A 20,557-nucleotide genomic window follows, 5' to 3' on the forward strand; every position below is an offset into this window, starting at 1 on the left:
CTATTATCCGTTCATATGGCTCTGAAAAACCAGCCCGGCGTGCTCGCGCAGTTTATGAAAACGGATGGCGGGCCAGTTTTCTTCGGCGACACTCAGTTCCGCGCCAAACGAGGCCAAAAATGTGGGCGCATCGACGGCGTCGTAGGCGATGCGATGCGAATTGGCTTCGATAAAGCGCTGCAATTCACGCGGATCGTCGCAGGTAATCCAACGCGCCAATTGATATTTGGCCGAAGCGATGCGCGCCGCGACACCGTATTCATGTTGCAGGCGGTGCGCGACCACTTCAAATTGCAGCGTGCCGACCGCGCCCAGTAACAGCATATTGCCCAAATGCGGGCGGAACACCTGGATCGCGCCTTCTTCACCCAGTTGCGCTAATCCCAATTTCAATTGCTTGCTGCGCAGCGGATCGGCGATTTCCACGGTGCGGAAGATTTCCGGCGCGAAAAAAGGTAGGCCGGTAAATTGCAGCACTTCACCTTCGGTTAAGGTATCGCCCAGTTGCAGCGTACCGTGATTCGGTATGCCGATGATGTCGCCGGGATACGCTTCCTCCAGAATATCGCGACGCTGCGATAAAAAGGACACGACGGTGCTGGTGCGGATATCCTTGCCATTGCGCGCGACTTTCAGATTCATGCCGCGTTTGAAGTGTCCCGAGCAAACGCGCACGAAGGCGATACGGTCGCGGTGCGCCAGATTCATGTTGGCCTGGATTTTAAACACCATCCCGGAAAATTTCTTTTCGTCCGGTTGCACTTCGCGCTGAATGGCGTTGCGCGATTCCGGCGGTGGCGCCAGATCGACCAGCGCATCGAGAATTTCGCGCACACCGAAGTTGTTGATCGCCGAACCGAAGAAAACAGGGGTTTGTTTACCGGCGAGGAAGGCTGCATGATCGAAAGGCGGGGACGCGCCTTTGATCAAATCGATTTCCTGCATTGCGGTGGATAGTCCTGCGCCGAAGCGTTGCTGGATTTGCGGATCGTCAAAACTGGCGATCACCTCATTTTCTGTGTCGACACGATCCGATCCCGGCTGAAATACGCGCATGCCATTGTTTTGCAAATCGCATACGCCGTGGAAATTTTTTCCCATGCCGACCGGCCAGGTGAATGGAATGGTGGTCATGCCGAGCGTGCGCTCGATTTCGTCGAGCAGATCGAGCGGTTCGCGTACTTCGCGGTCCATTTTATTCACGAAGGTGACGATCGGCGTGTTACGCGCGCGGCACACTTCCAGCAGGCGCAGTGTTTGCGCTTCGACACCGTTGGCGGCATCAATCACCATCAATGCCGCATCGACGGCGGTCAGCACGCGATAGGTATCTTCCGAGAAATCCTGGTGACCGGGGGTATCGAGCAGATTGATGACGCAATCGCGGTATTCCATTTGCATGACCGAACTGGCCACCGAAATGCCGCGCTGCTTCTCGATTTCCATCCAGTCCGAGGTGGCGTGGCGGCTGGCCTTGCGCGCTTTGACACTACCCGCGATGTGAATCGCGCCGGCGTACATCAGCAATTTTTCCGTCAACGTTGTTTTACCCGCATCCGGGTGGGAAATAATGGCGAACGTGCGGCGCCGCGATACTTCTTGATCAATGCTCATAATCGGTAGTTCTGTGTTCCTGTGAATAAAGATAACAATGCGTGGTATGCGTGGCGCTGAACGAGCTGGCTGGCGGGTAGGCTGCACGGCAAACCGGCATGGCATGCGCGCAACGCGGATTAAAATGACAGCCCGCCGGTGGTGCCGCTGGCGATGGCAAATCTCCCATGAGCGGAATGATGTGCCGCGCTGGATCCGCTTCGATGTGCGGAACCGACGATAACAACGCTTGCGTGTATGGGTGCTTGGGGTTATTCATCACCTCGTCGATACGCCCGTGTTCAACGATACGCCCCAGATACATCACCGCCACTTCATCGGCCAGATACTCGACAACCGCGATATTGTGGGTAATAAACAAAAATGCAAGTCCTAAATTATTTTGCAGCGATTTGAGCAGATTCAGAATCTGCGCCTGAACCGAAACATCCAGGGCGCTGGTCGGTTCATCGCAAATCAGCAATTTTGGATTGACCGCCAAGGCACGGGCAATTGCGATGCGTTGCCGTTGTCCGCCGGAAAATTCATGCGGAAAGCGCCATTTTACCTCAGCAGGCAGACCGACACGTTGCAATAATGCATCGATTTCATCTTCCCGGGATTGGGCGGATGCAGCCGTATCGTTGCCAGGGTAACCGGTTTGATAGGTTTTTAAGGCATTGATACCTTCTTGCAGAATTTCAATGATGCGCATGCGCGGATTCAAGGAAGCATAAGGATCCTGAAAAATGATCTGAAGCTGCGAACGTACCGGCCGCAATTGACTGCGCCTCAACCCGTTCAATTCCTGTTGCTTGAAACGCACGCTGCCTGCCGTGGGCTGAATCAATTGCAGAATGCTTTTGCCGATCGTGGTCTTGCCGCAACCGGATTCGCCCACCAGCGCCAGCGTCTTGCCTGCGGCAATTTTCAACGACACGCCGTCGACTGCTTTGACATGACCCACGACACGTTTGAACAAGCCTTTACGAATCGGGAAATGTACTTTCAGGTCAGTGACCTGCAACAGCACTTCGTCTGTTGCCAGCGGAGTCGATGGCATTACATGCGCGGTTTCCTGTGATGCTGTGTTGGCAACGGAGGGCGCTTGATCGTTGTTGTTGCGGTATAAATGACAGCGAACCTGATGTTGACCGGAAATCGTGTGCCATTGCGGAATGGTATCGCGGCACTGCGCTAGTGCTTGGTTGCAGCGGTCTACAAACCGGCACCCGGTAAATTGCTGCGCCAGTGACGGCACATTGCCTTGAATGACGGTTAATGCCTGATTGCGTTTCTGTTTTCCGGGCAATGCGGCGAATAATTGCTGCGAATAGGGGTGGCGCGGGTGATGAAAAAAATCGTGCCGGGTTGCCAGCTCGACAATTTCTCCCGCGTACATCACCGCGACGCGTTGCGCCATTTCCGCCACCACGCCTAGATCGTGCGTAATCAGTAAAATGGCCATGCCTTTCTGCTGCTGGATGTATCGCATCAGATCGAGCACTTGTGCTTGTATCGTGACATCCAGGGCGGTGGTCGGCTCATCGGCAATCAGCAGTTCCGGTTCACCGGCGAGCGCCATCGCGATCATGACGCGTTGCTTCATGCCGCCGGAAAACTGAAACGGATACTCGTGCATGCGGCGTTCCGCATCGGGTATGCCGACTTGTTCCAGCAATTCCCGGATGCGTGCTTGCATGGCTTCGTGCGATAAATTCAAATGCTGCTGTAGCACTTCTGCAATTTGTTCGGCGATGGTCAGAACCGGATTGAGACTGAGCATCGGTTCCTGAAAAATCATGCTGATGCGCTTGCCGCGGATTTTACGCATGCCGGTTTCGGGCAATTGCAGCAAATCCGTGCCGCCGATGCTGATTTTTCCGCCAACGATTTCACCAACATCCGGCAGCAAGCGCATGATCGATAGCGCCGTCATCGATTTGCCGCAACCGGATTCACCCAATAGCGCAAATGTTTCCCCGGGTGAAATGGTCAGGGTCAAACCATCGACGGCGCGTATCGGCGCATCGCCGGTATGCAGCACGGTTTCGAGATTTTCTATTTCCAGCAAGGTATTCATGGATGAGAAGAAGATTTTGCCGCTGCGGTTGCTTCGGGTGCGTTGTCTTTCACACTTTTTTCTTTTTTGCCAAAACGCGAGAGTACCGTGCGTTGCCGTAATGTCCGGATGCGTGGATCCAATGCATTCTGGACCGCATCGGCAAACAAGTTGGCGCTCAGCACCAGGGTAAACATGAAACTGAATGCCGCCAGCAAAGCCCACCACACCATCGGTTCACGCGCCATTTCCAGCCGCGCTGCATTGATCATGGTGCCGAAACTGATCATCGACGGATCGACACCGACACCGACATACGACAACACCGCTTCGGCCAGCACCAAGCCGCTGAAATCCATCACCGTGGCGATTAGCACGATATGCATCACGTTCGGCAAAATGTGGCGGCTGATGACGCGCCAATGCGAAACGCCGAATGCATGCGCCGCCTGGATATATTCCAGTTCGCGCAGTTTCAACGTTTCACCACGCAACAACCGGCACAATCCGGTCCAGCTGGTGATACCCAGGATCATGCAGAGAAACAGCAGCCGCAGATCGGCGCGCGATGCAATGGTGTCGAATAATTCCGGGTGGGTTTCGATATACACCTGCATCATCAATACCGCGGCGGCGATCAGTAAAACGCTGGGGATGGAGTTTAGCGTCGTATAAATATACTGAATGACATCATCGACCCAGCCGCGGAAATAGCCCGCCATAATGCCCAGCAATAATGCGAACGGCAGCATAATGAGCGTGGTTAGCGTGCCGATCACCAGCGCGACGCGTATGCTTTTGAGCGATTGATATAAAATATCCTGCCCGACCTTGTCGGTGCCCAGCACATGATAATGCCCGGCCAATGCAGTGATGCAGCCGATGATGAGCAACAGAATGAGTAGGGTGATCAAGATAGCGCGCCAGGGAATTTCGGTGTTGCGGCGCCAGATGGCCATTAGGCATGGCGCAAAATTCTGCCGGTTGCGATAGGAAAGCCGGGCGATTAAGCCAATGGACAGTATGCTCCAGATTAGCAAACCGCAGGCCAAGCCTTTTAGCGCAAGCTGCGTGATATCGGCGCTGTGTTCCTTGTCAGGATCTTGCAAATGCGCGCCGCCAAACTGGAGCCGGGCGAAAGTCCGCACTTGCTTGCCATCCTGCTCAATGGTTTCTTTGGCATACAAATGCGCTGCCAGCGGTGCGGAGTAGGTTTTCTCGACTTGCGTGCGTAACGGTGCTACCAGTACATCCAGCAGACTCAGCACTTCGACGCTATAAATCGTCTCGCCCTGATTGTTCTTGTGATCCAGCGCGGGGCGGAAATGCACCGTGTCCAATAAGCCAACCGCCAGGAAAAAGATCAGCACGGTGAGCGCTGACATGCCGCTGGCGCTATGTCCCACGCGCTTCCATTGCGCCAGCAGATGTTCATGGCGGCGGATATACCAAACGATAAAGAATACAATGGCGACAAACAAATAGATCAGCGCATCGGTCCACAAAATAATCGGGCTAAAAGACATGGTCAGGATGGATGGCTCTGCGGCGATGAGGCCGGTTTAATTACACATAATCATTCATATCATAAATGAATGCTGGGATTTTTTGAAAATTTATCAATACCGGTAAACCGATCAATGTATTAAGGCAGGATACAGTCTAACATCGATAACGGTTAAGGTCGCGCGATGATAGAAAATCCGCGGATGAAAAAGGAAGCAACAGCCCGGGAGAGTTTCTCCGTAAGGCCTCTATCCGGAGCTGTTGTGTAAAGGATGTATTGTTGCTGTGAAAAATATTTTTTAGAAATACTGCTGGTTAGAAATTCTCGTATTGCAATCGGTCTTCACGCCTGATCAGCTCGTCAATTGTAAGACCGATAGCCGGTTTGCCGCTAAATACCGAACCCACCCGTTTATTGTTGAAGTGTTCCAGCATGGTGGCATAAGCTCTGGGTGGAAGAGGGAAGAACTTAACTTCTTTGACCAGTAGAAGCGCATTCTTCATATAAAACTCTACAAATGCCTTGACCTCGGGTTTTTCAGCCGCTTTGATATTGACATAAATAAAAACCGGGCGGGATAGCGGTTGATAGCTGCCATTTTCCACGGTTTCGACAGAAGGGAGAATCGCACCTTTGCCGCTGTCGATTGCAACGGCGGTTACTTTGTCCTGATTTTCGATGTAATAGGCGAAGCCAAAAAACGCTAAGCTGTTTTTGTTACCCGCCACATGATTCACCAGCACATTGTCATTATCGGATTCGGTGAAATCATGACGGCTGGATTTGGCTTTGCCGACAATGGCCTCGGTGAAGTAATCATAGGTGCCGGAATCCTCGTCAGCGCCGGATAACTTCATCGCTTCATCCGGCCATGCCGGGTTGATTTGATTCCATTGGGTGATTTTACCTTGTGCCGCCGGTTCCCAGATTTTCTTCAACTGCGCGACAGTCATTGACGTGCTCCAGGAGTTTTCCGGGTTTATCGCCACCGTCAGCGCATCAAACGCCACGGGTATTTCGACATATTGCACGCGGGCGCTTTTACAATCTTTCATTTCACTATTCAGAATCGGGCGGGAAGCATTCACGATATCAATCTCACCACGGCAAAATTTCTTGAAGCCGCCACCGCTGCCGGAAATACCGACCGTAACGTTAATCGCGTTCTTTTTTACGGCTTGGAAATTGTCTGCTACGGCTTGGGTGATCGGATAGACGGTGCTGGAGCCGTCTATTTTAATGACCGCTTGTGCATTGGCAACACTGGCGGAGCCAGTCAGTATTGCCAATGAAATTGCTACAGTGAGTTGCTTGAAGGTATGAGGTTGCGACATTTCATTCTCCTGTTTGAGATGATGCGGCGTAAATGACGGCATTCAAAATGCCGCGCACGAAAATGTTAACGCATGTTTTCCAATCATGTCATGCTGGTAAAAGCTTAAGCATTGATGGATTGCAGGCTTTTTAAAATCGAGCATTCAGAAAATCACACTGAACACTCGATTTTTGCTCAACTTCTCAGTGGCGGATTTTTAGAAATCAATCGTCCACTGTGTCAGGAATGCGCTCAGATCACCATTATTCCATCCATGCGTACGTGCTCCGGCGCCGCCTGAGTAACCATTGGTATTCGTGGTTGGCGTTGCTGCCGTGTTGATATCCAGCATATGGATGACATTGGCCTGAAACTTAACATTGGAATGCGGGTACCAATTTAAACCGAATCTGACCATGTTGGCGCGGCCTCCTTTGATGACACCGGAATTCATGTCAATGTAATCATAGCCGAATGCGACTTCCCATGCGCCCCAGCCGGTGCCGTTCCAATGAAAGGGCCGGTTAGGCTTGATGCGGTTTGCCGCGCCGTTTCTGACGTGATAGGCCTTCGACTCACCGGTCAGGAAATAGCTTACAAAGCCATAATAACCGGTTAGGTGTTCGCTGTCATAACCGACACCGTTGATATTGGTGCGCAAATATTCAGCTTGCGCCGAGAATGGGCCGTAGACAAACCAGCTTTCCGCTCCGTAGCGATCATAACTGGTGACTTGACGGCGATTCGGATCACTCAACGCACCGGTGCTCAGATTACCGGTATTCAGGATATTGGTGCGGTCCACGTTGGTTCCCGGAAAGGCGAAGAATGACATACCGCCGCCGCCACCGATCTGGCCTTCTCCGACCATGGTGCCATCGGCGCGATATTGTGTGTTGACATCGGTATGTCCGGCAGAAACACCGACATGGAAAAACTTGGTGTCATCAATCATCCAAGGTCTGCCGCTGACACGGCCAATACCTTGCCAGCCGGTGTCGCCGGAGCCATTGTTACGATTCTGATTGCCGTTGGCATTGACGGAAGTCGATGCGGAAGACCATCCGCCGATGGGCTCGGTTTGGAATGCAATACCGGTTTGAAATCTCTTAACCGCGTAATTGGCGCCGATACCGGTTTTATAGGTGTTGGGATTATCGACGAACGAATTGACGGACATATGCCGTTCGATAAAAGTCAGATAGCGGTTGCTGGCAGCTTCTTCCAAGCTGAACGGCTCCTTGAACGAACCCAGTTTGTAAGAGAGCGCATCGGTATGGTTCAAACGCACGAACGCATCAGTAATTCCCGATCCGACAGTACCATTGCCTCGGCTGAAGTCGTATTCGAACTTGTAATCCCAGATTTTGTAAAAAGTGCCCTCAATGCCCAAACGCGCACGGCGGATATTCATGCCGCTATTCAATTCGTTTGCGGTACTCGCTCCGAAAGCGGGGTCAGGGTCATTGATAAAATTGTATTGCGAGGCTGGTTGAATCCGTCCATTCATCGATACCGAGAAATTGCCATCCTTGGTTGACCAATGTAAGCCGCGGTCATCAAAATTCCCGTGTATTTTTTCAACTTCCTTGACGCGTTCTTCGAGTACCGAGACTTGATTCTTAAGTTGCTCTTTCTCAGCCTTTTCACGCAATCTTACCAAGCGGTCACCCGCAGGTTTATTCTCCGTTTCCGCTGTCCGGTCCTCATGGGTTGGAGTTTGTGCAGGCGCTGCCAATACGCTTTGGGGAGCCTTTGTTTTGGCCGATTTCTCTGATTTTTCATAGGTGCCCATATGAACACGGCCGGGACCGGGTTCCGCAAAAATTTGCTTGGTTTTTGTATCGACATATAAATCGAGTGCATAGGCGCTGGATAGAACACCTAAATTGATTAACGCGGTGGTTGCCAGGGTAAGTCTGAATAATTTCATCATCTGTCGTTGATCCAGGGTTGAGAAAGTGAGTCATCTACGGTGGCAACCGTTATATAGAATCAATGTTACAGTTTTATGACAGTTACATTTTTTTTACGCTTTTATGACACAGCCTGTTATCCGGAATAGCAGTGCTGGCAGGTTAACTACTTGAAATAGTAATTATTAATTCCTAAAATACCGGATGCATTCAACGCAAAAGTAACAATGACGTTGCGTAATGCATAGTTTGACTTTCTTGAATTGACGGGAACTTTCATGACGAGAGCACCTGTCTAACCAAGTGCTTAACAGGGGAATATAATTTCTCTTGTTAAACGCCTAATTCTATTAACTAACTAACTGACTTATTATTATTTAATAGGAGGAAAATAAAATGGCAACAACTTATGGCACGAGTAGCAATGCATCAAGTGCTGACTATGATATGTCGCTGTGGTATGACTCAAAATACTACAAACTGGGCATGTTAACCATGCTGCTGGTTGCGATATTCTGGATCTGGTACCAAAGAACGTTTGCATACTCACACGGTATGGATTCGATGGAACCGGAATTTGACAAAGTATGGATGGGACTGTGGCGTGTACACATGACCCTGATGCCTTTGTTTGCGTTAGTAACCTGGGGTTGGATATTGAAAACCCGTGATACCAAAGAGCAACTGGACAATCTCGATCCGAAACTGGAAGTGAAACGCTACTTCTACTGGATGATGTGGCTGGGCGTGTATCTGTTTGGTGTTTACTGGGGCGGCAGCTTCTTCACCGAACAAGACGCATCCTGGCACCAAGTGATTATTCGTGACACCAGCTTTACCCCAAGTCACGTGGTGGTGTTCTATGGTTCATTCCCGATGTACATCGTATGTGGCGTAGCATCATACCTGTACGCGATGACCCGTCTGCCACTGTACAGCCGCGGCACATCGTTCCCGCTGGTGATGGCAATTGCAGGCCCGCTGATGATTCTGCCAAACGTAGGTTTGAACGAATGGGGTCACGCATTCTGGTTCATGGAAGAACTGTTCAGCGCGCCACTGCACTGGGGCTTTGTAATTCTGGGCTGGGCAGGTTTATTCTCGGGTGGTATTGCAGCACAAATCATCACCCGTTACTCCAATCTGACCGATGTGATCTGGAATGGTCAAAGCAAAGAAATTCTGAACAACCGGATCGTTCCTTGATCCATTCTCTGTTACTGTAAACTAAACCCGTTGCCTGAACTCTGGCAACGGGTTTAGTTCTGCCCAGCGTCTTCTTTACTCATTTGCAGCGGATCAATCTTCCGGTTGGTTTGAATAATTTCATTCGGCATATCTGTATTCTTACATCATGGAAGATTTGACAACCCCTATTCAACAATGGATATCGACCGAAACATTGATCGCGCTCTCGATCGCTTCAATCATTGGCTTCATCGGTTCTTTGATTGCAATTCCATGGATTCTGATCCGGTTACCGAGTGACTATTTCGATTTGCGCGTTCCCCGTCACTGGATGAGAGAGCACCACCCTGTATTGAGGGTGATTGGATTAATCGTCAAAAATATTGCCGGTGCAGTATTTCTAATTGCAGGTATCTTGATGCTATTTTTGCCTGGGCAAGGGATACTGACGATGCTGATCGGTATTTCTTTTATGGATATTCCTTACAAGCGTGAGTTTGAAGTCCGAATTGTCGGACAACCCACAGTATTTAACGCCATCAATGCCATGCGTCATAAATTCAATAAACCGCCACTCACGCTAGCCTTATCTCCCAAAAAGTAAAATAATTTTGGGATACTCAGGCCATTCTGATGGCCTGTTCATCACGCTGTAAGCAATGCATTAACCGTTTGAGATGAGAATAGACAAAAATATCGAGCAGCCGGAAATATTGCCCTTGACGACAGGGGATGCGGATGCCATTTCGGCATTGGCTGAAACGATCTGGCGGCATCACTATGCCCATATTATTTCAACAGAACAAATCGAATATATGCTGCAGCAGCGTTACCAGCCGGAATTGATCAAGAAGCAACTGTTGAATCCGGCCATCTGGTGGCGGAAGCTGATTTTGAACGAGGCGATCATCGGTTTCTCATGTTGCATGCTTACAAATAAGCCAGGTGAGCTTAAAATAGACAAACTCTATATCCATCATGACCATCACCGTAAAGGCTATGGTGCTATGCTGATTAAAAACGCGATTCAAATTATGCGGGAAAATAATCTGCAATCGCTGATTCTGACCGTCAACAAAGATAACCGCACCGCGATTTCGGCGTATCGGCATTATGGATTTGAAATTACAGGTGATAGTATTGTTGATATCGGCAATGGTTTTGTCATGAATGATTATTTGATGACCTGGAGAAATTAAACCGCTTGGCGGATTGAGCTATGAAACTGAAATTCACCAAAATGCAGGGCTTGGGTAACGACTTTGTCGTTCTGGATGGTATCAACCAAGCTATTACGCTCGACCGGGAGCAAATCCGCAAATTGGCAGATCGCCATTTCGGCATCGGTTGCGATCAGTTATTGCTGGTTGAAAAAGCCGAGGGTCAAGCTGATTTTCGCTATCGCATCTTCAATGCCGATGGCGGAGAAGTGGAGCAATGCGGCAACGGTGCGCGCTGCTTCGTTCGCTACGTGCATGATCATGGTCTGACACAAAAAAATGAAATTCGCATCGAAACCCTCAGTGGCGTAATATCGCCACACTTGGAAGTCAGCGGGAATGTCACCGTCAACATGGGAAAACCCATTTTTGAACCGGAAGCAATTCCTTTCATCGCTGAGCGACGTGCATTGACTTACCCGCTTGAATTGCCAGGCCAGCCGGTTACAATCAGTGCGGTGTCGATGGGCAATCCGCATGCCGTGCGCGTGGTGCCGGATGTGGACAATGCACCGGTCGATGCGGAAGGCGCGCTGATCGAATCGCATCCCCGTTTTCCCAAACGCGTGAATGTCGGTTATCTGCAAGTGATGGATCGCGCGCATATCAAGTTGCGTGTTTATGAGCGTGGCGCGGGTGAGACGCTGGCATGCGGAACGGGCGCTTGTGCCGCGGTTGTTGCGGGTATTAATCTGGGATTATTGGATCACCGGGTTAAAGTCAGTACGCGCGGTGGTGAATTGACGATCAGCTGGCAGGGTAACGACGAACCGGTCTGGATGACCGGTCCCGCCGTCACTGTGTTTGAAGGCGAAATAAATTTGTAATCAACCAAGGAATTATGATGAAACCGGAAGAAATCGCGCAGTATTTGCAGGAGCATCCGCAATTCTTCAATGAATACGCCGACTTACTGGCGGATATTCAAATTTCCCATCCGCAGGATGATAAGGTCATTTCATTGAATGAACGGCAAGTCATGTCATTGCGGGAAAGAAATCGCGTATTGCAGGATAAATTGCTGGAGTTGATCAGCTTTGGAGAAGAGAACGATGCCATCGGTGAAAAGATGCACCGCTTGGCTATTTCACTGCTTTCCGTTTCCAGTCTAGACGAGCTTTTTAATGCATTGTATTTCAGTCTGAAGGAAGATTTTGCCGTTCCGCTGGTGGCCATGCGGCTGTGGAATATTGCCAATAGCGCCGGACCGGCTGTTGAATTGACGCCGGTCAGCGACGATGTGCGCACCATCGCGGAAAGTTTGCCGCAGCCGTATTGCGGTAACCATGTCGCGAACGAAATCAAGCAATGGTTCGGCGAAGGTGCTGAGCATCTGCATTCATTTGCGATGATTCCGATGAAAACAACGCAAACTATCGGTTTGCTGGTTCTCGGCAGTCCCGATGCCGAGCGGTTTTACCCAGAGATGGGTACGTTGCATTTAAAACGGCTGGGTGAGCTGGTGTGTACAACGATAACCCGTTACGACCACGCCGAAGCCGCTAGTGCTATCGCTTCTCAAGATCATGCCGCTCATGAGCAGCAAACCTGAGTCACTGGCCGCTGCATTTATTCATCACCTCACGCATGAGCGGCGCTTGTCGCCGCTGACCGCCGACAGTTATGCCCGGGATATTCGTCTTCTGTTCAGTCATCTGCAAAAAGATGACTTAGCGCAGGTGCAAGCGCCGCATATTCGCCAAGTCATAGCGCAGCTGCATGGCAAAGGCTTGTCGGGTAGAAGTCTGGCGCGCATGTTATCGGCCTGGCGCAGCTTTTACCGCTATTTAATCCGTAGTCACGGCTATCAGCATAATCCCTGTATTGGTTTGCGGGTTCCCAAGTCACCGCAAAAATTACCCAATGCGCTGTCTCCTGATGAAACTGTCCGGCTGCTGACGTTTTCGGCGGATCATATTTTGACGGTGCGCGATAGTGCGATGTTCGAATTGTTTTATTCCTCCGGGTTGAGGTTGGCGGAATTGGCCCAGCTTAAGCTGGCGGCCATAGATTTTGCCGAAGGAACCGTGAAAGTGCGCGGCAAAGGGGGAAAGGAGCGCATTGTTCCAGCCGGTGATTTCGCCCTGCAAGCGTTGAAAGCATGGCTTGTTCAACGGGCACAGATCGTCAAACCGGGTGTAACCGCGTTATTCTTATCGCAGCATGGTGATGCGATCAGTATGCGCACCATCAGTCATCGTCTCAAGGGCAGGGCCAGGCAGCAAGGCATAAACCAGAATGTGCATCCGCATATCTTGCGGCACTCCTTTGCGTCCCATTTATTGCAATCCAGCGGCGATCTGCGTGCTGTGCAGGAAATGCTGGGACATGCGCATATCACCTCTACTCAGGTTTACACCCATCTCGATTTTCAGCATCTGACCAAGATTTACGATACTGCGCATCCGCGCGCAAAAAAACGGAATTGACTTCTACCGGAATCAGCCCGGTTTTATACGTTATAATGCGATTTTGTAACGAATTAAACGAATTCCATGACAACAATTGTTTCAGTAAGACGCGGACGTCAAGTGGCTCTCGGTGGGGATGGTCAGGTAACGCTGGGGGCGGTGGTGGCCAAATCCAGCGCGCGTAAAGTGCGCAGACTCTATCACGATAAAATTCTGGCGGGATTTGCCGGTGGCACTGCGGATGCATTCACATTATTTGAGCGCTTTGAGGGTAAATTGGAAGCGCATCATGGACATATCATGCGTGCCGCGGTTGAACTCGCCAAGGATTGGCGCACCGACCGGATTTTACGCCGGTTAGAAGCCATGCTGGTGGTTGCTAACGAAGACGCCACGCTGATTGTCACCGGTGCGGGCGATATTATTGAGCCGGAGCTGGGTATTGCCGCCATCGGCAGCGGCGGATCGTATGCATTGGCAGCAGCGCGCGCGCTTTTGGAAAATACCGATTTGCCGCCGCACGATATCGTGAAAAAAGCCCTTACCATTGCTGGCGATATCTGCATTTATACCAACCAGGATCATATTATAGAAACCATTGATTGATATCCGGTAATCGCGCAATACCGTTGTAACAATCCACACCGGAACGGTATTCGATACTCTATTTACATCACACCTATCACAGAATTTAAAATCATGTCACAAATGACCCCGCAGGAAATTGTCCATGAGTTGGACAAACATATTATTGGCCAGGATGCAGCCAAGCGTGCCGTCGCCATTGCCTTGAGAAATCGCTGGCGCAGGCAGCAAGTTGCCGATCCGCTGCGTCAGGAAATCACGCCGAAAAATATTCTGATGATTGGTCCGACCGGGGTCGGTAAAACCGAGATTGCGCGGCGTCTGGCAAAGCTTGCAAACGCGCCTTTCATCAAAATTGAAGCGACCAAATTCACCGAAGTCGGCTATGTCGGGCGCGATGTCGATTCGATCATCCGCGATTTGGCGGAAACCGCTGTTAAGGAATCACGCGAAAATGAAACCCGCAAAAAGCAGCCGCTGGCTGAAGACCGGGCTGAAGACCGGATTCTTGATGCTTTATTGCCCGTTGCCAGAGATTTTGGTGTTCATTCGAATATAGAAGATCAGGATAACGCGACGCGGCAGAAATTCCGCAAGAAATTACGCGAAGGTGAGCTGGACGATAAAGAGATCGAAATCGAAGTCGCCGCGCCGCGCGCCAATATGGAAATTTTCGCGCCACCGGGAATGGAGGATTTGACCTCGCAAATTCAAGGTATGTTCCAGAATATGACCGGGGAACGCAAGAAAACCCGGAAGCTGACAATCCGTGAAGCGAGGAAGATTCTTCTCGAAGAAGAAGCGGCGAAAATGGTGAACGATGAAGAATTGAAGTTGACGGCGATCCAGAATGTGGAACAGAACGGCATCGTGTTTCTCGATGAAATAGACAAAATTGCCAGCCGTGCAGGGCATACCGGCGGCGATGTTTCCCGCCAGGGGGTGCAGCGCGATTTGCTGCCTCTGGTTGAAGGCACGACCGTTTCAACCAAATACGGCATGATCAAAACCGATCATATCCTGTTTGTGGCCAGCGGCGCATTTCATATGTCCAAACCTTCCGATTTAATTCCTGAGTTGCAGGGGCGTTTCCCGATTCGCGTTGAGTTGACCAGTCTGAGTGTCAGTGATTTTGAGCAGATACTCACCAATACCGATGCCTGTCTGACCCGTCAATACGAAGCGCTACTGGCCACGGAAGGCGTTACATTGCAGTTCGGCGAAGATGCAATCAAACGCTTGGCTGAAATAGCCTTTTCCGTGAACAGTAAAACGGAAAACATCGGTGCCAGACGGTTGCATACGGTGATGGAGAAACTGCTGGAAGACATCTCGTACGATGCACCAAAACACAGCGGAAAGACGATTGTGATTGATGCAGCGTATGTTGATCAGCGCCTTAAAGACTTATCGCAAAGCGAAGACTTGGCGCGCTACGTGTTGTAATTACGCTGCTTGCAGCGTTTTTCTGCGGTAGGCAGCAAAACCGAGCAACCCGAATCCGGCAAGCAACATTGTGTAGATCTCGGGCTCGGGTACCGGTGTCAGGAGACTGACATTGTCCAGAGCAATGACTTCCATCACCGGTGTAAAGTGCTCGGCATTGATCCAAAGTGCATTCAGGTTGGAAAGAACAGCGAGCAATTGCGCATCGGTGGCCAAAGCTCCGGAAAAAGTATCGGCAACCCGCCAAGTACCGGCTGTGAGCGCAGCATCGAAATGCGTCCAAGCGGCTGGCAAGCTGTTGGTGGCTTCATAAACCAGCGTCAGTCCGGCGCCTTTTAAGACAATTTCGGCTTCATTGGCGTAACTCGTGCCCGCAACCACATACCGGCTATCGAATTGAAGGCTGCCGCCAAAAGCAGCGCTCTGATCGCCGAGGAATTTGCCGGGGGCGCTAAAATATGTCCATTGCGAATCGGGATCGGCAAGCGTAATGGAACCGGCGGGTACGCCGTCTGCGCTGTGTGTGGGCGTTAAACCGCTGGTGATGACCGACCAGGAAGGAGAGCCATCCGTTGTGAGTCCGCTCCAGCCATCAGCATCGCTATCGAAAGTGCTGGATACGAGTGAGCTGGCGGCGATCGTGGAATAACTCAGAATAGTCAAACAGCAAGCAACAGAAATGACAGAACGGATCATAAATATTCTCCTTGGGTAGGGTTGAAGCTGAAAGTGTCCTAAAGCTGAAGTGAATATAGTTTGGATTCTCTCATTTTGTCAAATAGATAAAGTCATTATTGTAGAATCGGCCTGAATAACAGTTTCGACTCAGCTGCATATTGAGAGGTACGGATACCGGGGCAGCATGGATGCTTATCCAACAAGGGCGGTTAAGGTATAATATCCCGTTTCTCAATATTGGATTGTCGGAGGTCTCTATGCCTATTTATGAATATCTATGCAATTCATGCGGTGCCGAGAAAGAACATTTGCAAAAAATTAACGATGCGCCTATTGCAGTTTGTCCTGTCTGCGGCAGCAGCAATTATGTGAAGCGTATTTCTGCGGCTGGGTTTCAGCTAAAAGGAAGCGGCTGGTATGTCACTGACTTTAAGAATAATAAAACACAGAAAACGGAATCCAAAGCCAGTGCAAAAGAAAATACGCAACCTGCGGCATCTACCGCTACGGATTCACCGGCAACAACAGAAAGCAGTTCCGCTTCCACGGCGGCTGCCGATTAACGGATCCGCAATATCCCAATACAACGCGATGCATGTCTTGGCTACTGCCGGTAATACCGGAAAATCACTTATCTCACCATTCTGACTACTGAATAGAACTATGCGTACAAACTACTGTGGCGCCATTAACACCGGATATCTGGGTCAAACCGTAACTCTTTTCGGCTGGGTGCACCGGCGCAGGGATCACGGTGGTGTAATCTTCATTGATTTGCGCGATCGTGAAGGGCTGGTACAGATCGTGTGCGATCCCGATAACGTGGAAACATTTCAGGTTGCGGAAAAAATTCGCAATGAATTCGTCTTGAAAATTACCGGTAAAGTGAGAAAGCGTCCCGAAGGAACGATCAATACCGCGTTGGTCAGTGGTGAAATTGAAATTCTGGTGGCTTCCATTGAGGTATTGAATCCGTCACTGACACCGCCGTTCCTGATGGACGATGACAATATCAGTGAAGCAGTGCGGCTGGAACATCGTTATCTGGATTTACGCCGTCCGGCGATGCAATCGAATCTGCGCTTGCGGCATAAAGTGGCGATGGCGGTGCGTGTGTTTCTCGATCAACATGGATTTCTCGACATTGAAACGCCGATGCTGACCAAATCCACACCGGAAGGCGCGCGCGATTACCTGGTGCCGTCACGGGTGAATGCCGGTCATTTTTTTGCTTTACCGCAATCACCGCAATTGTTCAAGCAGCTTCTGATGGTATCCGGATTCGATCGTTATTATCAGATTACGCGCTGTTTCCGCGATGAAGATTTACGTGCCGACCGGCAACCGGAATTCACGCAAATCGATATTGAAACCTCATTCCTGTCAGCGGATGAGATCATGTCGTTGATGGAAGAAATGATACGCGGCTTGTTCAAAACCGTGAGCAATGTGGATTTACCCGATCCTTTTCCGCGTCTCACTTATGCCGATGCCATGCACAAATACGGTTCGGATAAGCCGGATTTGCGTATCCCGCTGGAATTCACCGAATTGACCGACATCATGAAAGATGTGCCGTTCAAGGTATTCCGTGAAGCCGCGGAAAAACCCGATGGCCGTGTCGCGGCGCTATGCGTGCCCAGGGGTGGGGAATTGTCACGCAAGGAAATCGACGATTACACCAGCTTTGTCGCAATTTACGGCGCCAAAGGCTTGGCTTATATCAAAGTCAATAATCTCGCGGCTGGTGTGGAAGGGTTGCAATCGCCGATTCTGAAATTCTTACCGGAAGAAACAATTAAAACCATTCTGGCGCGCACCAACGCAAAGGATGGCGATTTGATTTTCTTTGGGGCGGACAAAACCAAAGTCGTCAACGAATCATTGGGTGCGCTGCGTATCAAAATCGGACATCAGCACGGACACGCTGAATCCGGCTGGAAACCGCTATGGGTTGTCGATTTTCCGATGTTTGAACGGGATGAGGAAGAAAATCGCTGGCAAGCATTGCACCACCCGTTTACGTCTCCGGCTGACGGGCACGAGGACTTGCTCGAAACCGATCCGGGCAAAGCGCTTTCCAAAGCGTACGACATGGTGCTGAATGGCTCCGAAATTGGCGGCGGATCGGTGCGGATACATCGCCAGGAAGTGCAATCGAAGGTGTTCCGCGCACTCAATATTTCCGAACAGGAAGCACAAGAGAAATTCGGTTTCTTGCTGGAAGCGCTGCAATACGGCGCGCCGCCGCATGGTGGGATTGCATTCGGCCTGGATCGTATTCTGACGATGATGACCGGTTCGGAATCGATCCGGGACGTGATTGCGTTTCCTAAAACGCAGCGCGCGCAGTGCTTGTTAACGCATGCGCCCAGCACCGTGGATGAAAAACAATTGCGGGAATTGAACATCCGTCTGCGACAGGTTGAAACCAAGCCCAGTTAACGGGCAACCGGGTGTTTGTGGATGTACAAAATACCGGTTTCTGTGTTGGTGGTGATTCATACCGCTGATTTGCAGGTTTTATTGCTGGAGCGCGCCGATCACCTCGGTTACTGGCAATCGGTGACTGGAAGCCAGGACTCTGGTGAAACATTGACACAAACAGCAGCACGGGAAGTATTTGAAGAAACCGGTTTGAACGTTGCCGATTATGCGCTGACTGATTGGCAAACTGAAAATCGCTATGAAATTTACGAAGAGTGGCGTTGGCGCTATGGACCGGATGTTCGGTTCAATACCGAACATGTGTTTGGGTTAAGCTTACCTGGCATCCTGCCAATCCGGATTGCCGCCAGAGAACATTTAAACTTCATGTGGTTGCCTTGGCAACAAGCAGCGGATAAAGTGTTTTCGAGCAGCAACGCGGACGCCATTCGTCATTTGCCTGAACGCCAAAATCTTCAGCGGAATAATCGTTAATCGACACCGCCTTGTCCGGAAAAACGCTCCAAATACTTTTTAACAATACTTATACTCTTGGTGTGATGCACTTGGTAAATCACAATGAAATTGATGAGTCCGTGCATCAATAGCGATAGCAATAGACCTTCAAAAATGCCGAGACGGTAAACAAGCAGGGCGCAAATGACCGCAAGCATCATCGCATACTGGCCTTGATGCGCGACGTGTACGAGTCCCATGATCATTTTCCAGCCGGTAAAAATCATGATCACCGCTAAAGAAAACTTGGGCAAAAACTCTAACAACTCCGTGTTCAATACAAAGAACAAGATAACCAAGCCGATCACCAGTACGGAGAATTTTGTATAAGCGCCTGCCAGCTTGTTCGTAGTGCTTTTAGCCACACCATCCAGATTGGTCATGCCGCCAAAGAAACTGGATCCCATATTGGCGATCCAGATCGCCAATAAACTATTGTTGGTATTGCATTTGCGGTTTAGTGGATCGATTTTCTGAATAGCTGCATTGCTCATGACTTGCTCGATGACATCGATAACCGCCAGCATGGCTGCAAAACCGATGACATACAACCAGGTCAATGCGCTATCGAAATGCGGTAGCGGCAATGATAAATTGAGCGGCACATCTTCCACATGCAGCATCGGCATGGCAACAAATTGCGCCAATATGACTCCCGCAGTAATTAAAACAAAATAAGGGATCGCCGGTTGTGTTGCTTGGAATTTGGCAAAAAGGTAAAGAAAAACAGCAAAGCCTGAGATCGAAATCACGATCATCAAAATACGAGCGCTATTCCAGAAGCCTTCGGATACCGATTCTGCCGGTATTTCATACGTCATGACAAAGAAATTGAGGACAATTTTAAGTCCCACACCGGCCAATAAGCCTTCAACCAGATATTCAGGCACTGCCAGGAGAATATATTTCTGTAGATTGAATTTCCAAATGATAGCTTGCATAAATGCCGTCAGGAAAATCACAAATGCCATATTGGCCATACCAAAATTGGCAACCCCTAGTGCCAAAACCGGCGCTAAGCCAGCAGCCACTCCTGGTGCTCCAATATAGTTGCCGGGTTTGAACCAGGCATTGATCCAACCAACAAAACAGGCAAAAACAACGGTTGCTAGCGCAACTTTGATTGGATAATCGGACATCAGTGCAATGCCGGTAGTCAATGGAATTGCCATTGCTCCTGTGATTACCCCGGCTTGCAGATCACGCGTGAGGAATTTAGCTTGAAATGCTGCGGAATTATGCATATTTCGATACTTCAGATAATTTGTTAATGCAATACCAAACGATAATTGCATGCAAACTTTGCTGGGTGCTCAAGGAAAATACTGCAGGAAGGCAAATTCCTGCATTTTTAACGAATAAAATTCTAATGGTATTAATTCCCGTAATCTTATGTACGGGATTTTTTATATATTCAAGTCATTTAAGATTGATTACTTGAGGCTCATCGTCATTGTGCTGTATATCGGCCTCACCGCTTGTTTGTATTTTAGATTCAATTGTTTCCGATGCTATTTCATGCCCGTCTTGCAGACTTGAATCATTATCAGCCTGATCTTTATCATCATCTCTTTCTATGTTGTTTTCGCTTGCTTTATTCTCTTCGTCGCTTTTAGAACTGAAAAGACCTGTAAACCAATCAAATAAACCCATAGCACTTCTCCTTTTGTTGGAACAGCGATAAATTGATAAA

Annotated in this window: 19 protein-coding genes; 11 read left to right on the plus strand and 8 right to left on the minus strand. The window is 49.8% G+C overall.

Translation table 11 applies throughout. From position 1 onward, the window contains the following. Positions 1-3: 3 nt before the first annotated feature. The 5 genes from R2103_RS05660 to R2103_RS05680 all read right to left on the minus strand — a co-directional run bounded on the left by R2103_RS05660 (position 4) and on the right by R2103_RS05680 (position 8,413). Complete coding sequence (locus R2103_RS05660; RefSeq protein WP_317530528.1) at positions 4-1,614, minus strand: peptide chain release factor 3; 1,611 nt, start codon at positions 1,612-1,614, stop codon at positions 4-6. Next, entirely contained in the window at positions 1,604-3,676 is a 2,073-nt protein-coding gene (locus tag R2103_RS05665) for an ABC transporter ATP-binding protein (RefSeq protein ID WP_317530529.1), read from the minus strand. The genes R2103_RS05660 and R2103_RS05665 overlap by 11 nt, the downstream gene beginning before the upstream one ends. Next, positions 3,673-5,181 carry an ABC transporter permease gene (locus tag R2103_RS05670; RefSeq protein WP_317530530.1) on the minus strand — a complete coding sequence of 503 codons (1,509 nt, stop codon included), beginning with the start codon at positions 5,179-5,181 and terminating at the stop codon, positions 3,673-3,675. Before R2103_RS05670 ends, R2103_RS05665 begins: the two co-directional genes overlap by 4 nt. Before the next feature lie 295 nt (positions 5,182-5,476). Then, positions 5,477-6,496, minus strand: a complete 1,020-nt coding sequence (locus tag R2103_RS05675) for a PstS family phosphate ABC transporter substrate-binding protein (RefSeq protein WP_317530531.1) — start codon at positions 6,494-6,496, stop codon at positions 5,477-5,479. Positions 6,497-6,694: 198 nt separating this feature from the next. Further along, positions 6,695-8,413, minus strand: a complete 1,719-nt coding sequence (locus tag R2103_RS05680; protein WP_317530532.1) for an OprO/OprP family phosphate-selective porin — start codon at positions 8,411-8,413, stop codon at positions 6,695-6,697. Between the two features lie 376 nt (positions 8,414-8,789). On the opposite strand from R2103_RS05680, the gene R2103_RS05685 reads away from it, so the two are divergent. The 8 genes from R2103_RS05685 to hslU all read left to right on the plus strand — a co-directional run bounded on the left by R2103_RS05685 (position 8,790) and on the right by hslU (position 15,243). Beyond that, positions 8,790-9,599 (plus strand): methane monooxygenase/ammonia monooxygenase subunit C, encoded by an 810-nt coding sequence (locus R2103_RS05685; RefSeq protein WP_317530533.1) that lies wholly within the window; start codon positions 8,790-8,792, stop codon positions 9,597-9,599. 148 nt (positions 9,600-9,747) lie between these two features. Beyond that, entirely contained in the window at positions 9,748-10,185 is a 438-nt protein-coding gene (locus tag R2103_RS05690; protein ID WP_317530534.1) for a PGPGW domain-containing protein, read from the plus strand. A 73-nt stretch (positions 10,186-10,258) separates the two neighbouring features. Next, positions 10,259-10,780, plus strand: a complete 522-nt coding sequence (locus R2103_RS05695) for a GNAT family N-acetyltransferase (RefSeq protein ID WP_317530535.1) — start codon at positions 10,259-10,261, stop codon at positions 10,778-10,780. 20 nt (positions 10,781-10,800) lie between these two features. Then, positions 10,801-11,628, plus strand: a complete 828-nt coding sequence (gene dapF / locus R2103_RS05700) for a diaminopimelate epimerase (RefSeq protein WP_317530536.1) — start codon at positions 10,801-10,803, stop codon at positions 11,626-11,628. A 14-nt stretch (positions 11,629-11,642) separates the two neighbouring features. Beyond that, complete coding sequence (locus R2103_RS05705) at positions 11,643-12,353, plus strand: DUF484 family protein (protein ID WP_317530537.1); 711 nt, start codon at positions 11,643-11,645, stop codon at positions 12,351-12,353. Next, positions 12,337-13,230 carry a tyrosine recombinase XerC gene (xerC, locus tag R2103_RS05710; protein WP_317530538.1) on the plus strand — a complete coding sequence of 298 codons (894 nt, stop codon included), beginning with the start codon at positions 12,337-12,339 and terminating at the stop codon, positions 13,228-13,230. Before R2103_RS05705 ends, xerC begins: the two co-directional genes overlap by 17 nt. Before the next feature lie 66 nt (positions 13,231-13,296). Next, on the plus strand, positions 13,297-13,818 hold the full coding sequence (gene hslV / locus R2103_RS05715) for an ATP-dependent protease subunit HslV (RefSeq protein ID WP_317530539.1): 522 nt from the start codon (positions 13,297-13,299) through the stop codon (positions 13,816-13,818). Positions 13,819-13,911: 93 nt separating this feature from the next. Next, positions 13,912-15,243 (plus strand): ATP-dependent protease ATPase subunit HslU, encoded by a 1,332-nt coding sequence (gene hslU / locus R2103_RS05720; protein ID WP_317530540.1) that lies wholly within the window; start codon positions 13,912-13,914, stop codon positions 15,241-15,243. Here hslU and R2103_RS05725 read toward each other — a convergent pair whose 3' ends face one another. Beyond that, on the minus strand, positions 15,244-15,939 hold the full coding sequence (locus R2103_RS05725) for a laminin B domain-containing protein (RefSeq protein ID WP_317530541.1): 696 nt from the start codon (positions 15,937-15,939) through the stop codon (positions 15,244-15,246). Positions 15,940-16,178: 239 nt separating this feature from the next. On the opposite strand from R2103_RS05725, the gene R2103_RS05730 reads away from it, so the two are divergent. The 3 genes from R2103_RS05730 (at position 16,179) to nudB (ending at position 18,843) form a co-directional block, all read left to right on the plus strand. After that, positions 16,179-16,484: a zinc ribbon domain-containing protein gene (locus tag R2103_RS05730; RefSeq protein ID WP_317530542.1), complete on the plus strand. Its 306-nt coding sequence runs from the start codon at positions 16,179-16,181 to the stop codon at positions 16,482-16,484. A gap of 100 nt (positions 16,485-16,584) precedes the next feature. Further along, positions 16,585-18,366, plus strand: coding sequence for an aspartate--tRNA ligase (gene aspS / locus R2103_RS05735; protein WP_317530543.1), 1,782 nt, complete (start codon positions 16,585-16,587; stop codon positions 18,364-18,366). 21 nt (positions 18,367-18,387) lie between these two features. Beyond that, entirely contained in the window at positions 18,388-18,843 is a 456-nt protein-coding gene (gene nudB, locus R2103_RS05740; RefSeq protein ID WP_317530544.1) for a dihydroneopterin triphosphate diphosphatase, read from the plus strand. Here nudB and R2103_RS05745 read toward each other — a convergent pair. Both R2103_RS05745 and R2103_RS05750 read right to left on the minus strand, forming a co-directional pair. Beyond that, entirely contained in the window at positions 18,840-20,108 is a 1,269-nt protein-coding gene (locus tag R2103_RS05745) for a SulP family inorganic anion transporter (RefSeq protein WP_317530545.1), read from the minus strand. The two genes, nudB and R2103_RS05745, sit on opposite strands and share 4 nt — an antisense overlap. 175 nt (positions 20,109-20,283) lie before the next feature. Beyond that, positions 20,284-20,517: a hypothetical protein gene (locus tag R2103_RS05750; RefSeq protein ID WP_317530546.1), complete on the minus strand. Its 234-nt coding sequence runs from the start codon at positions 20,515-20,517 to the stop codon at positions 20,284-20,286. Positions 20,518-20,557 lie beyond the last annotated feature (40 nt).

This window comes from Nitrosomonas sp. Is24 (assembly GCF_033063335.1).
GTDB lineage: Bacteria > Pseudomonadota > Gammaproteobacteria > Burkholderiales > Nitrosomonadaceae > Nitrosomonas.